Raw genomic sequence first — 13,610 nt, forward strand, 5'->3', positions numbered from 1 at the left:
AATTAGTTTTTTTCCTCAGACGCTTTGGTATTAGTTTGCGCTGTTTCTAAAGAATTCGCAACTCGTGCTTGGCGTTGATGCTCAAGAACTAATGCACCAATACGTTGTTGCTGTAATTCACGTAAACCTTGCTCTGCATTTTCAAGCGCAGGCTCAGATGAGTAACTTACTGGCGATGCCATACCTGTCAGCGGTGTGGTTTGTAGTAATGGGATTTCGCTTTGTTGCTCGTTGTTACTTTGAGGAAGCGTATTAACTCCCACAATAGCAAACATTGCCACACTGGCTGCAATTGCTAGTTGTGCAACTGGTTTGCGCCAATTAAAAGCCACTACTTTATTATCTTGTACTGTTTCAGTGATTGCTTGGGGCTGTGTTTTTGACTGACTAAAGTCAGCATAAACAGGCTCGCTTTCTAGTGCTAATGCAACGCGATCGCTAATATCAATATGTATGTCGTTATTATTTTTTTGAGCACGCATCGCATCACCAATTAACGCATAACGGCCAAACGTAGTTACATCTTGCTCTGCAATTTTTGCATCAGTAAGATGTTGCTCGCCATCAAGTAATGCCGATAACGCTTCGTTATCTAACTTGTTAAGGTGTGCTTTTATCATACTAAGACTCGCCTATTAATGGGTTTAATTTGTTATCTATTGCTTCACGGGCACGAAATATACGCGAACGCACAGTCCCGACCGGGCAATCCATTACCACTGCTATTTCTTCATAGCTCATCCCTTCGATTTCTCTAAGGGTGATTGCGGTTTTAAGATCTTCAGGCAAACTATCAATCGTATTAAAAATAACAGCGCGTACTTCTTCGCTTAAAAGTAGGTTTTCAGGAGATGCATTAGATCGCATTGAATCTGCACAATCATAAAACTCGGCATCTTCAGCGTCTATATCATTTGCTGGCGGCTTACGCCCCTGGGCTACTAAGTAATTTTTAGCACAATTAACGGCAATACGGTATAACCACGTGTAAAAGGCGCTGTCACCTCTAAAGTTTGGAAGTGCACGGTAAGCTTTAATAAAAGCCTCTTGTGCTACATCAGCAATATCGCCTTGGTTTGATACATAACGTGAGATCAAACCTGCAATTTTGTTTTGATACTTCTTTACTAATAGGTTGAAGGCGTTTTTATCTCCTTGCTGGACCCTTTTTACTAGCACTAAATCTAATTCCTGCTCGCTCATTCGAGCCGGTACTCCTATGTCTGATTTTTGCTTGTTATTCATATTGTCGTCATTGTTCACAAATACTCTGACCTCTTTATGAATAAAAAGTTCTGCTTAATATTATTTTTTTATAAAATAGATGATAAATAACGGCGCTAAGCCTTTAAAATCACTACGTAGTAGTATGACAAATATGGTACAACTACAGATATTAAAAACAAATATTGCTCTATACGAGCATTGTAACCGCAAAGTACCTCTGACATGAACCAAAATAAACATCACATTGCAGATGTCGCTATTATAGGTAGCGGCGCAGCAGGCTTATCACTTGCATTATCTCTAGCTAATTATTGTAACGTTACCGTGATCAGTAAAGGAGCGCTTACAGAAGGTTCTACTTTATATGCTCAAGGTGGTATAGCAGCTGTATTTGATAAACAAAACGACAGCATAGAATCTCATGTTGAAGATACACTCGATGCGGGCGGCGGTTTATGCGATAGAGACGCTGTTCATTATACTGCCAGCAATGCTCACGATTGCCTACAGTGGTTAATCGACCAAGGTGTTCCCTTTGATATGGAGTTTGATAGCAAAGGAAAAGAGCGTTTTCATTTAACACGTGAAGGCGGTCACAGCCATCGTCGTATTTTGCATGCAGCCGATGCTACTGGCAAAGCTGTGCAAACCACGCTTATTAGCCAAGTTAAAATTCATAAGAATATAACGCTCTTAGAGCAATACAATGCCATTGATTTAATTACAGATAAAAGCGCCGGAAAAACAGGCTCACACATTGAAGGTATGTATGTGTGGAACAAAAAAGCTAAAAAGGTAGAAACCATTTCAGCTAAATTTGTTGCTCTTGCCACTGGTGGCGCAAGCAAAGTGTATTTGTATACTTCTAATCCAGATGTATCAAGTGGTGATGGCATTGCAATGGCATGGCGCGCAGGCTGTAAAGTTGCCAATATGGAATTTAATCAATTTCATCCAACAAGTCTTTATCATCCAGAGCTACAAAACTTTTTAATTACAGAAGCCATGCGCGGTGAAGGGGCTTATTTAAAACGACCTGATGGCACTCGTTTTATGAAAGACTTTGACAGCCGTGAAGAACTCGCTCCACGCGATATAGTGGCACGCGCAATCGATTTTGAAATGAAGCGTTTAGGTGCTAATTGTGTTTATTTAGATATTAGCCACAAAGATAAAGACTTTATTATTGAGCACTTTCCTACTATTTACGCAAAATGCCTAAGTGTAGGGCTTGATATCACAAAAGAAGCAATCCCAGTTGTACCTGCTGCGCATTACACTTGTGGTGGCGTAATGACCGACTTTAACGGTAAAACAGATCTCGATAACTTGTATGCTGTTGGCGAAGTCGCTTACACAGGCCTGCATGGTGCAAACCGTATGGCAAGTAATTCATTATTAGAATGTATTGTCTTTGCCCACGCTGCAGCTAAAGATATTTTAAGTAAAATTGAACATGCACCAGAGCCAATGGCTCTACCTCATTGGGATGAAAGCCGTGTTAGTAACTCTGATGAAGAAATTGTTATTACCCATAACTGGCATGAACTACGTTTATTTATGTGGGATTATGTAGGTATTGTACGCTCTACTAAACGCTTAGAACGTGCACTGCATAGGGTTGAGTTGCTGCAGCAAGAAATACATGATTATTATGCAAACTTTAGAGTAAGTAATAACTTGCTTGAGCTTCGTAACTTAGTACAAGTGTCAGAACTCATTATTAGAAGTGCAATGGAGCGAAAAGAAAGCAGAGGCCTACATTATACTATTGATTACCCCGAACAAAATGAAAATCCAACACCGACTATTTTGACTCCAAAACGCAATTAATCGCGCTTAAAGTAGCACGTTTTAGACGCGCATAGCTTTGTTCATTAACACCATTGGCTGAAATTATAAGCCAATGGTTGTTACTAAAACCTTTAATATGTAGCCATATATTATTGCCATAAAAACGGCTTTTTTTACTAATTTCACCCTGAATTTTTAAACCTTCACCCTCGAACCTAAATAGCTTGGGTTCTAGAATTATAACGCCATGGTTTGGATGAATTGCCAACACTTTTTGCCACACTAAAAAGCCAGCTAATATATTAATTATCAAACAAAAAAGCATAGCTAGTAGCGAATCTAAAAATAAACATAATATTAAACTGAGCATGCAAAAAAAGACCACAATAGGTTTGTGGTCAGCGTTATTATTAGTAACTGTAAACCTATACACGAACTCGGTCTAAGATCAGCGAAACCATACCGTTTAACTGCTCATCTTTACATTCTTGATGACCCATAAACCATGCAAATAAGTCAGGGTCTTCTTCTGTTAGCAAACGCTGAAAAATAGCCTGTTGCTCTGCGCTTAAAGAGTCGTATGCTTCTTCAACAAACGGCATAAACAAAACATCAAGCTCTAACATGCCACGACGGCAAGCCCAACGAATACGTGCTTTACTATGAATTTCAACCATTTTAAACCTCATACTTAATTGACTCGAGTTTAACAAACACAAGCCTATTTAGCAGCTATTAATCTCTCATTAAAGAATAAACCCGCACCAATAAGCGCTTGTCTGTACCATACGTAACAACTGCGTTATTATGTCACTTCATTTATATTGCAAAGAAGGTTTTTATGTCGAGCGTTTATGCATGTCCGTTATCTCATCAACTTATTAGCCTCTGCGGTGCTGATAAATTATCTTATTTACACGGGCAAATCACTCAAGATCTAAATAAATTAACCAGCAGTAATTATTTGTGGGCTGGCCATTGCAGCGCTAAAGGTAAACTTTGGGGCATATTTAAATTATTTTCTTATCAAGACAGCTACTACCTTACAGGCAGCGAAAACGAAGTAGAAAAATCGTTAGCTGAGCTAAAAAAGTATGCCGTATTTGCAAAAGTTGACATTAGTGCATGTTCAAAGCGATTAATTGGTCTCATTGGTGATGATTTATCGGGTGTACTCGCACAACTTGATATTAACTTTGAAGGTGATGCGAGCGCGTGTGACTTTGAAAGCGGTAAAGCACTAAAATTAGCTGATAACCGTGTTTTATTGATGGTCGATAGCCAGTTTAGTATGCCTGATGACGTATCTACACTTGATAACGAAGCTCCTTGGCAACAAGCATCTATGCTTGCAGGTGAACCTCAGTTAAGTGCAGATGCAATTGGCGAGTATGTTCCTCAAATGGTAAACCTACATGCTATTGGCGGTATAAGCTTTAAAAAAGGGTGTTATACCGGTCAAGAAACTGTGGCTCGCATGAAGTACCTAGGTAAAAATAAGCGTGCAATGTATATAGTTTCAGGTCAAAGCGAAGGGATACTTTCAGAGCCCGATTTAGAAACCCAATTAGGCGAAAATTGGCGCCGTGCGGGTAAACTTATTGCACAAAGCTTTAATGAACAAACAAATAAATTAACAGGCCTCGTTGTGTTGCCAAACGATACTGATGTAACTCAGGTACTTCGTGCAAAACACACACCTCAGGTGGAGCTAAGCATTCTGCCTCTACCCTACTCTCTTGAAGATGAATAAATAGGAATGACTATGATCGTTGCGGCAAACAAAGTGGTAAAAATGCATTATTCGGTAATGGATAATGATGGCAATAGCATTGATAACTCGTTCGGTGGTGAGCCACTACACTTTATCATTGGCACAGGCTACTTAATTTCAGGCCTAGAAAATGCTTTGCAAGGCAAACAACCAGGCGACACACTTAGCGTAAAAGTTGAACCTGATGAAGGTTATGGCGAACGCCACGATAACCTAATGCAAGCTGTACCTAAGTCGATGTTTGAAGGTATGGAAATTGAAGTCGGCATGCAATTTCGTGCATCAACAGATGATGGTGACCAATCAGTAATGATCATCGATATCCAAGATGAAGAAGTTATTGTAGATGGTAATAACCCACTTGCAGGCATAACACTTAACTTTGATGTAGAGATACTAGAAGTACGTGATGCAACCGAAGAAGAACTCACTCATGGTCATGTACATGGTGAAGGTGGGTGTGGTCACGACCACTAATACACTGTTAAACCAAGAAAAAAGCGCCTAGGGCGCTTTTTTTATATCATATTGTTGCGCTTAACCGTTTCAGTTTTTGCCTTACTAGGCAGCGCGATTGATACATTCTTTTCTTTTAGAGCGGCTAGTAAACCTTTTTGATCGTTTGTGCCAACTCGATACAAAGTGCCATCTTTAAGCGTTAGCTGTATTGCACTAAAGCCAGATACTGTATACACCCAACCATCGTGAGTAATTCGCATACCAATACCGTGTCTGTAAGAGTTTTGAACTGCCTTAGCTTCTACTACTTCGCCAAGCTCAATGCTTTGCCCTGCAACGCCTGGGCCAAACGCCCAGCTAATTTTTTTATCATCTACTTTTACTGTTAGACCATGGAACAAAAAGCCCACCAGCACTAAAATCCCAGCAAATATCATTAAAGGTCCATCAGCGCCTAACAAGTTCCATGCAAGCGCTACAAAACCGCCTATCCACGCTAATACAAAAAAGATAAACACCGCATACTGTTTATGCTGATACATAATATTCTCTAAATTAAATAAATACTTAAAAGCTGTACACCAATGTAGCACTCAGCTCTGAGTCAAACTTGAGTTTATCATCTTCGGGTTTTGAATTATAACGATACATGTAGGTAAATTTGAGTGATACCGCACCAATCACTTGGCTTATTAGTGCGGTTTCCGATTTTAAGCGAGAATTAAGACCTGAGAGCGACTGCTCTATACTCACATCTTGATTAAAACGAGTACGCTTAGAAACCAAACGTTCCCACTGCATTGCAACACGTACTAAATAACCGGTTTTATTAATTTCATCTTCGCTCACATCCGAATCTTCATCCGCTACTGAACGGTATAAACCAGGTCCTATATCAATATCTACTTTGTTTTTAGAGCCTTGATATACACGTGCACCATAGCCTGTCGCCACCGTACTTTTAAAATCAAGTCCACTAAACTCATCTTCTTCGTAATCACCGTAAATAAAAAATGAGGAGTTTTTAACACCTACTTTATAGTTACCTTGCGCTGATACAAAAACACGATTAGCTGTAACATCAGTGCCACCGCTTTCATCGTTCTCATCACGCTTATAAAGAGAGTCTATTTTAAATTGGTTACGCCACTTTTCAAAGTCTTGGTATAAATTACCTTTGAGCTTAAAACTGGTCGAATTGGTGTTACCTTTACTTAGAATAAAGCCAAATTCAGTATCACCATAGAACATGTCACCTTTGTGTAACTCATGAATTTCTTCATCAGAGAGCTTGCCATATTCATGAAAATCTTCAAATGGATCAACGGCCCAACTTGGGCTGCTAATTATTAAAAAAATTAAAAATAAATACTTACGCACAATACTCTCTCTGCACACAATTATAAAAATAAGCAGTATTGCTTATTCAGTTTCTTTCCATAAAATATGACAAAACGGAGCATCTTTATCACGACTAATCAAAATTTTAGCAAACAAAACATCATCATTTTCAAATTCTAAACCAACCAACACCTGAATAAAGTGCTCTGGCTCTATTTCAAGGGCTACAAAGTCTTGCCACTGGTCATCTGGCTCGTCTTCTTCAATAAAGCCTAGGTCTTCTCTAAACTCATTAAAGTCTTCAACATCTTTTTCACTCAAGTTATTTGGCGCTAACTCTAAAAAAATATCATAAGCTTGGTGAGTAGCTTCTTCTACCGTATATAAACGTGGACCCGACATATGTGCTTACCTTAAGCTTTTAAGTTGCGCTATATTATCAAATCTCATCATCATTTTGATAAAAAAAAACGTAAAACACTGACTTTTTTGTAACCGAGTCATGCTTTATTCAGCATACAACTAAATCGACAAATAACAATTCACCTAAACTATTGAATATAAAGATTACTTTTATTATTTTAGTTAAAATAACAACGTAAAATATTTTTATTATCTTAGGTTCGAATTGTTTAGCTTTTTCTCATCTAAAACCAATCCTTTAAGACTACGGCTTTAGCAATAAATTCCATTTATTTAAAAAATACCGTCACTTTACTTAATTCCTATAACAACATAAGCTCAAGCAACAGGTCAGAGGAGTGTGTAATGATAAAACTAGAAAAACAAAATGGCATTGCAACCGTCACGCTTAGCAGAGCAAAAAAACAAAATGCATTAAGCTTTGAAATGTTTGTAGAGCTAAACAAAGCCATTAAAAATATAAAAAGAGATCGTAGTATTCGTGCTGTGGTAATAAAAGGTGATGGCGAGCATTTTTGTGCAGGCCTTGATATATCTGCAGTAATGGCTACACCAATGAACATAGTGAAATTATTGCTTAAATGGTTACCAGGCAATCAAAATTTAGCGCAAAAAGTAGTATTAGGCTGGCAGTCACTTAGTGTGCCCGTTATTGCACAAATTGATGGCAACTGTTTAGGGGGTGGTTTGCAAATAGCTTTGGGGGCAGATTACAGAGTTGTTCATATTGATGCCAAACTTGCCATTATGGAAGCGCGTTGGGGATTGTGCCCCGATATGGGCGCAAATGTAATGATGAGCGGTTTAGTTAAGCGCGACCAAGCACTTTGGCTTGCAAGCCACGCAAACCCAATCACTGCACAACAAGCAAATGAGCTAGGTTTGGTTACTAAACTTACCGATGATACTCAGCAAGCAACGCAAAACATGCTCGATACATTACTTGAGCGTTCACCCGATACGCTTGCTGCTATTAAACGTGTTACACAACTTAGCTATAAACCAAACCAACGAAAAATACTCGCTAAAGAAACCTTAAGCCAAATTCGCTTACTGCTAAACCCAAACACTAAAAAAGCAATTGCTAAAGCTAAAGGAAAAGCAGATATAACCTACGCAAATACAAAGCACTGGTAGACTATTGCACAATGCATAAAAGAGTTTGATTTGTTAAAGTTAAGCTCTTATCTTTTCTGTGAGCCACTTTGATGAAATATCTGCTCAGTAGCGCTATTATTTTACTATGTTTAGCCTGTGCTAAACTCATTATGCACTTTATTGGTGGAAGCTTTCCTGCACCGTTACTCGCTATGGTTATTTTATTAGTTTTACTCTTATCGGGTATTGTAAAAGAGCAACATGTAAAACCATGCGCCTCCCCTATTTTAAATATTATGCCTATATTTTTCATTCCTGCGGGTGTGGGATTTATTGAACATCTCGACCTTATAAAGTCGCACTGGGCATTTTTAGCCTCAGTTATGGTGCTAGTCCCTATAACTACCTTGTTGCTTGTTAGCAGTGTAATTGCGTATTTTAAGGGAAAAGAAAATAATGACTAATTTAACTTTTTCCGCTATTTCAGAGCTACAGCCTAATTTATGGTGGCTAAGTATCCCTTTTATTATTGTATTGTTTTTAGCATTAAGAGCCGTAAATCAAAGTATAAAAAACAGCGTATTTAAATCGCTCACTAACCCCGTATTTTTAAGTATTAGTATTATCGCTTTATTGCTAGTTAATCTAAATTTGCCTTATACGCAATTTACCTCGCACAGCAAATTACTAAGCTGGTTATTAGAGCCCGCGATTGTGGCTTTAGCGCTTCCTTTATATCAGCAGTTTACACACGTACGAAAAAATCTATTACTCATAGTCGCATCATGTAGCTTGGGGATTGTTAATGCAACCGTTGTAGCATTTTTACTAAGCATACTATTTAATGCGCCAGCGCAGCTAAGTGCATCTGTTGCTGCTCTTAGTGTTACTACGCCCATTTCTTTAATTGTTACAGACTCATTAGGCGGGATTAGCTCTCTTGCTGCGGCTTTAGTTATTTTTATTGGTTTACTAGGCGCTTTATTTGGTTTTATGCTTTTTAAACTCATTAATATTTTTAATCACGAATCTCAAGGTGTTGCAATGGGCACAGCTTGTCATGCAATTGGGACTGCTGCTGCTATTGCTGAACATCCAAAAGTAGGCGCTTACTCCTCAGTTGCAATGGCGCTAAGTGCTTTATTAACAGCAATTATAGTGCCGCTGTTATATCCATTTTTAGTCAACATTTTGCTATAGTTGGAAAAATACAACATAGCCCTAACATAGAGCGCTTTATGATCAGTTCTGAAATCGAACAGTTTGAAAAATATTACACCATGCTTACTGAGTATATGGTTACCTACAGTATGCAAATTGTTGGCGCTATTTTTATCGTCCTCATTGGTTTGTGGATAGCACAAAAGCTTGCCAAATTTGTAGCCGCGTTAATGACCCGTCATAACGTTGACATTACGCTTACTAACTTTGTCAGTAGCGTGGTAAAAGTACTGCTAATTGTAATGGTTATAATTATTGCACTTGGCAAAATAGGTATCAGCGTTACGCCATTTGTAGCAGCCATTGGTGCTGCATCTTTAGGTGCTGGTTTAGCGCTGCAAGGAATGCTCTCTAACTATGGTGCGGGCCTTGCCATTATAGCCACTCGACCTTTTGTTGTTGGTGATACTATTGAAGTTAAAAATGTAAGCGGCCAAGTTAAAACAATTGAGCTTGGCTACACTATTTTAATCAATGAAGAAAAAGTAGAAATCACCATTCCAAATAAGCATATAGTAGGTGAAATACTTCATAACTCATTTAGTTACTCATTGGTCAAAGGTGAAATAGATATAGCCTATAGTGCTTGCTCTGATAATGCGATTAGCCTTATTGAAGACGTACTTAAAGCACACGAATTAGTCGCACAAAATCCGTTATCACAAGTGGGTATTGAACGCTTTGCCGATAGCGGTGTTACAATAAGCTACCGATATTGGGTACCTACCACTAAAATTATTGAAACCAAGCTGGCTATTAATGGCGGTGTTTATAAAGCAATTAATAACGCTGATATTGAAATCCCATTCCCTCAACGCGTAGTTACTATAAATAAAAGCGATATATAGTCATAAAATCCAGTGGGTAATTCAATATTGAATTACCCACATCAATAAACCTCTTTTACTGCGTAAAAACTCCTTATCTGTTTGTTATTTTATCTGTAATATAAAGACTTGGTTAAAAAAGTCGGCTAATCACTCGCTTTAATTACATAATAACAATAATGAGCAATTATGAATCGCAGCCCTTTTTATTTAGGTGATTGGCAAGTCAATCCCCAGTCAAATACTCTTCAGCGTGCAGAAAAAACTAAACAGTTAGAACCAAAAGCCATGGATGTGTTAGTTCATCTTTGCTTCCAAAAAGGCGAAATTGTTACTAGTGACAAGCTATTAGATCAATGCTGGAAAAATGTTGAGGTAGGCGATAACCCGCTGCATAAAACAATTACCCAGTTACGAAAAGCCCTCGGTGATAAAGCAAGTGAACCCACCTACATAGAAACTATTCGAAAGCGTGGTTACCGCGTTATTGCAAAACTTGAGTTTCCTCTAGCTGAAGACATAAAAACAACTGAAAACACATGGCAAGGTGGCTCACCTTTTTTAGGATTAAGCGCCTACAACCCAAGCGATACACACCTATTTTTTGGCCGCAATCAATCTATAGAAACGTTACTCAATAGAATATCGAGCCAAGTTAAATTTGGTCGTGCTTTTTGCTTAATACTCGGTCCAAGTGGCACGGGTAAGTCATCACTTGTTAATGCGGGTATATTGCCTAAATTACTTGATGAGCGAGGTTATAATGGCATTGGGGTGGTTTCCTACGCTCAGCTCGACTTTGCAGACGTCCATCAAAATAGGCTTTTTCTAGATTTAGCTTCCGCACTGCTTGATTGGGATATAAACAACCTACCTGTGTTTGAAGGATTAAGCGCGCAAACACTTGCAGAACAACTAGAGTTGGCAATAGATGACGTAATTAACGCCATACAAGCTGCACTAAGCAAAACCTCTACACAACTTAAAACACCGCAGTTATTTTTATTTATTGACCGCTTAGAAGTACTGCTTTCTTCTCCTTTATTTAGTAGCGAAACACGCAGCCATTTTTTATCGGTTATTGAGCGCTTAGCAACCTCTAAAACAGTGATTCTATTTAGTGCATGTCGTAACGACTTTTATCCTTTAGTGGTTGAACAACCCAGCCTAATGGCAGGTAAAGCTCATGGTGCGCATTACGATTTAACACCACCAAACAGGCACGAACTACAACAAATTATTCGCCTGCCAGCGTTAACCGCTAATTTAACATTTTCACTCGACCCGCAAACCCAAACGCCACTGGATGAAATTCTGTGCGCCGATACAGCTAATAACCCCGACGCACTGCCCATGCTGCAATACACACTGCAAGAACTGTATTTACAACGCAGTGATGATAACGAACTACTGCACAGTGTTTACACAAAAATTGGTGGTATTGAGGGCGCCATAGGTAAAAAAGCAGAAGATATATTTATTGACCTTAGTAATGATCAACAGCAGCAACTTAATAGCGTGTTATCGCAATTAGTTACCCTAAACCCTGATGGTAAAACCATTACTAGCCGCGCAGCCCGCTGGCAAGCATTAACCAACACAAGCCAAAAAGAGCTTGTGCAAGCCATGATCGACAGTCGATTATTTGTATCGCACTTACAAAACCAAGAAGCCTGTTTTAGCCTTGCTCACGAAGCATTATTACGTCAATGGCCGCGCGCAAAACAGTGGATAAGCGATCACAAAGATGCTTTAGCAATAAAAAGCCGCTTACAGCATCAAGCGCAAAATTGGGTAGATGAAGGTAAAAGTAGTGCTTACCTCCTAGCGCCAGGTAAACCTCTACAAGAAGCGCAGCTATTACTTAGCGACAAACTGTTTAAATTAGATGATAACGAGCACGCTCTTATCAAAAGCTCTGTAAAAAAAACAAAAGCAAAAATAAGAGTAAAACGAGTGACCGTTGCTTTATTGTGTTTGCTTACATTTACCGCGTTATTAATGAGCTTTACTAGTTTTAAGGCCCAGCAAAACGCACAAAAAAAGCAGCTTGAGGCAGAAAGCCTGCTTGGTTTTATGGTCGGCGATTTTGCCGACAAATTACGTAGTGTAAAACGCATGGATTTACTGGATGGTATAAGTAATAAAGCGCTCGAGTATTTTACCAATCAAGCAGACGAATCAGGTTCACTTTTTAGCTTTAACGATGAGAAAACGCAATTTAAAAACCGTTTTCAATACGCGCAAACCCTTGAGGCAATGGGGGAAGTGGCCTATTCGCGCGGTAAAACCATTGAGGCCTTCACCGCCTTTGAAAACGCCCGCACCCGCCTTGAGGCATTATTAAAAATCCAGCCAAACGACTTAGAGCTACTCACGCTTGCGGGTGCCAATGCCTTTTGGTTAGGCCAGCTTCATTATGATAAAAGTGATTACGCTGCCACTAAGCCATTATTTAAAAAGTACCATACTTATAGCGAAACCATGTACTCATTAGCACCCAATGATTTTAACTCGATTATGGAGCTGTCGTATTCACATAATTCACTGGGTTCTTTATATACAGAGAAATTTGACTATATAGCCGCGAAAAAAAGCTTTACAGAGTCACTTTTACTTAAAAATAGGGCCATTGAACTAAAACCGAATAATAAAAATTTATTACGTGATAAAGCGGATACGATCAGTTGGCTTGCAAAAACTGAAGGTAACTTAGGTAACTTTAATGTCGCAATCGATATGTTAGAAAAGGCAGTAACTGTAGTCAAAAAAATGACTGCTAACCACCCCAATGACGCTAGCCTTCTTTACATGGATGCAAATATACACATGCAACAAAGTTTCTTACTGAGTTATTTAACCGATAAACGAATTGCTTATCAAAAAGCACTTTTTGCTAACAAAATTATAAGCAAGGCTTTAGAGCAAGACCCCAAAGACAATAAATTTCAGCTTATGTACTACAGCTCTTTAGCGCACTTATTAATGCTGTCTAATGATAAAAATATTAGTCTAAGAATAGAAGAAACAATTAAATTTTTAAAATCGCAAGGCTTTAATAATATCAGACCTATCAATATACAAATTAGTTTGATTCACTATTTCATTGACAGAAACCTCCCTCTCAAAGCGCAAGAGTTATTAACGACCCTTGAGGGTGATGTCGAATATAAACGTTACATAACTAATAAAATGAAAAATATAGATAACTTAGCTCCCATAAATATAAACCTGCTCAAAGCTAAATTAGCTGCGACCAGCGAACAACGAGAGCAATTTTGTGCAAGTGCGCTTAAAGCAGTTACTCAAACAGTAAAAATAAACCAAAGCATTCACGTAAAATACCCTCTGGTACAAGCGTATACTTGCTTAGATAGAGCAAACGAGATACCTGTAATAACAGCAAGCCTGATAAAACTAGGCATTACAGACTTTAAACTATAAAT

The 13,610-nt window shown here is 38.6% G+C and carries 15 protein-coding genes; 8 read left to right on the forward strand and 7 right to left on the reverse strand.

The genetic code is table 11. The features are described 5' to 3' along the window. Nucleotides 1-2: 2 nt before the first annotated feature. Both GQR52_RS04185 and rpoE read right to left on the reverse strand, forming a co-directional pair. Nucleotides 3-620 (reverse strand): RseA family anti-sigma factor, encoded by a 618-nt coding sequence (locus GQR52_RS04185; protein WP_165727560.1) that lies wholly within the window; start codon nt 618-620, stop codon nt 3-5. Nucleotide 621: 1 nt separating this feature from the next. Continuing rightward, on the reverse strand, nt 622-1,203 hold the full coding sequence (gene rpoE, locus GQR52_RS04190) for an RNA polymerase sigma factor RpoE (protein ID WP_002958721.1): 582 nt from the start codon (nt 1,201-1,203) through the stop codon (nt 622-624). A gap of 246 nt (nt 1,204-1,449) precedes the next feature. Between rpoE and nadB the strand changes: the two genes are divergently transcribed. Next, a complete protein-coding gene (gene nadB, locus GQR52_RS04195) occupies nt 1,450-3,060 on the forward strand; it encodes an L-aspartate oxidase (protein WP_007581714.1) in 1,611 nt (536 codons plus the stop codon). Here the strand turns inward: nadB and GQR52_RS20495 are convergent. Then, complete coding sequence (locus GQR52_RS20495; RefSeq protein WP_007581712.1) at nt 3,035-3,391, reverse strand: hypothetical protein; 357 nt, start codon at nt 3,389-3,391, stop codon at nt 3,035-3,037. The two genes, nadB and GQR52_RS20495, sit on opposite strands and share 26 nt — an antisense overlap. Before the next feature lie 55 nt (nt 3,392-3,446). Then, a complete protein-coding gene (locus GQR52_RS04200; protein WP_007581709.1) occupies nt 3,447-3,698 on the reverse strand; it encodes a succinate dehydrogenase assembly factor 2 in 252 nt (83 codons plus the stop codon). Between the two features lie 164 nt (nt 3,699-3,862). Here GQR52_RS04200 and GQR52_RS04205 point away from each other — a divergent pair, with 164 nt between their 5' ends. After that, entirely contained in the window at nt 3,863-4,774 is a 912-nt protein-coding gene (locus GQR52_RS04205) for a folate-binding protein YgfZ (RefSeq protein WP_165727561.1), read from the forward strand. Between the two features lie 12 nt (nt 4,775-4,786). Beyond that, a complete protein-coding gene (locus tag GQR52_RS04210; RefSeq protein WP_007581704.1) occupies nt 4,787-5,272 on the forward strand; it encodes a peptidylprolyl isomerase in 486 nt (161 codons plus the stop codon). Nucleotides 5,273-5,313: 41 nt separating this feature from the next. On the opposite strand, the gene GQR52_RS04215 is transcribed toward GQR52_RS04210, so the two are convergent. From GQR52_RS04215 to GQR52_RS04225, 3 genes are read right to left on the reverse strand one after another with little or no spacing between them, the layout of a single operon-like run. Further along, complete coding sequence (locus tag GQR52_RS04215; protein WP_008168001.1) at nt 5,314-5,796, reverse strand: hypothetical protein; 483 nt, start codon at nt 5,794-5,796, stop codon at nt 5,314-5,316. A gap of 25 nt (nt 5,797-5,821) precedes the next feature. Beyond that, complete coding sequence (locus GQR52_RS04220) at nt 5,822-6,634, reverse strand: DUF481 domain-containing protein (RefSeq protein WP_007581700.1); 813 nt, start codon at nt 6,632-6,634, stop codon at nt 5,822-5,824. A gap of 42 nt (nt 6,635-6,676) precedes the next feature. Beyond that, entirely contained in the window at nt 6,677-6,997 is a 321-nt protein-coding gene (locus GQR52_RS04225) for an HI1450 family dsDNA-mimic protein (protein ID WP_007581697.1), read from the reverse strand. Nucleotides 6,998-7,363: 366 nt separating this feature from the next. Between GQR52_RS04225 and GQR52_RS04230 the strand changes: the two genes are divergently transcribed. The 5 genes from GQR52_RS04230 (at nt 7,364) to GQR52_RS04250 (ending at nt 13,608) form a co-directional block, all read left to right on the forward strand. Beyond that, complete coding sequence (locus GQR52_RS04230; RefSeq protein WP_165727562.1) at nt 7,364-8,155, forward strand: crotonase/enoyl-CoA hydratase family protein; 792 nt, start codon at nt 7,364-7,366, stop codon at nt 8,153-8,155. Between the two features lie 71 nt (nt 8,156-8,226). Continuing rightward, nucleotides 8,227-8,580 (forward strand): CidA/LrgA family protein, encoded by a 354-nt coding sequence (locus GQR52_RS04235; RefSeq protein ID WP_165727563.1) that lies wholly within the window; start codon nt 8,227-8,229, stop codon nt 8,578-8,580. Further along, entirely contained in the window at nt 8,573-9,316 is a 744-nt protein-coding gene (locus tag GQR52_RS04240; RefSeq protein ID WP_165727564.1) for an LrgB family protein, read from the forward strand. Before GQR52_RS04235 ends, GQR52_RS04240 begins: the two co-directional genes overlap by 8 nt. Nucleotides 9,317-9,354: 38 nt before the next feature. Further along, complete coding sequence (locus tag GQR52_RS04245; protein WP_165727565.1) at nt 9,355-10,185, forward strand: mechanosensitive ion channel family protein; 831 nt, start codon at nt 9,355-9,357, stop codon at nt 10,183-10,185. 168 nt (nt 10,186-10,353) lie between these two features. Continuing rightward, nucleotides 10,354-13,608 (forward strand): winged helix-turn-helix domain-containing protein, encoded by a 3,255-nt coding sequence (locus GQR52_RS04250; protein WP_165727566.1) that lies wholly within the window; start codon nt 10,354-10,356, stop codon nt 13,606-13,608. Nucleotides 13,609-13,610 lie beyond the last annotated feature (2 nt).

The organism is Pseudoalteromonas sp. 31A1, from assembly GCF_011378815.1.
Taxonomy (GTDB): domain Bacteria; phylum Pseudomonadota; class Gammaproteobacteria; order Enterobacterales; family Alteromonadaceae; genus Pseudoalteromonas; species Pseudoalteromonas arctica.